The sequence below is a fragment of the Gilliamella sp. G0441 genome, assembly GCF_050589305.1.
Lineage (GTDB): Bacteria > Pseudomonadota > Gammaproteobacteria > Enterobacterales > Orbaceae > Gilliamella.
The window spans coordinates 1-638 of sequence record NZ_JBNRJF010000042.1; the positions used below are offsets into that span (position 1 = coordinate 1).

Consider the following 638-nt stretch of genomic DNA (forward strand, 5'->3'; position numbering starts at 1 on the left):
ATAAATAAAAAATTTGATTTGATAATTTTTTACGTTTTAAAACACAGTAGTTATCATTAGCATAGATCAACCGATCCTCAGGGCTGGTTAAGTAATTTTTCCCTTTCTCTAGATCCCCTATCCAACCAAAGCGTTGGGGGCGATATTTTGACGGCATATCTGGCTCCTGTTGTTTGGTCTTATTTCCAACATTCTTTACTATCTAACCTTGTTATTGCTTAACCTGATATTTTTGTTTGATTTCGGCTAGCTCGTCTAGTGTTGTGGCATTGAACGCTTCGATCATCCATTTGGGCCAACCTTGACCGTTGATAATTTTCCGTTTGAATTTGTCTTCTTGGTCGGTTGGGTAGATGCTTCGGCTGGAGTCGGCTAATTTATCAAATATCATATAATTATTAGCCCAACCCCAGATTAGATGACTACCTACCCCTTTTCGGGCTGGGTCGAACATGATATGGTCTATGGTTTGGTTAGTGCCGGGTTTGCACACCATTAAAATATCGCTAACTAGTGAGTAAGGCGAATAGTTATGAATGACAACACCGTGTAAATCTTCCCAGTCATACTCTTTTATTCGGCGTTTATTGGGGTGTAAAAATACTAAGGGGTTATACCAAAATCGAAAGCTAAAAAAG

The 638-nt window shown here is 38.9% G+C and carries 1 protein-coding gene; it reads right to left on the reverse strand.

The window, feature by feature from the left end; translation table 11 throughout:
- Positions 1-211: 211 nt before the first annotated feature.
- A partial coding sequence (locus ACKJXD_RS11925; protein WP_430876422.1) for a DUF6708 domain-containing protein occupies positions 212-638 on the reverse strand: 427 nt, incomplete at its 5' end.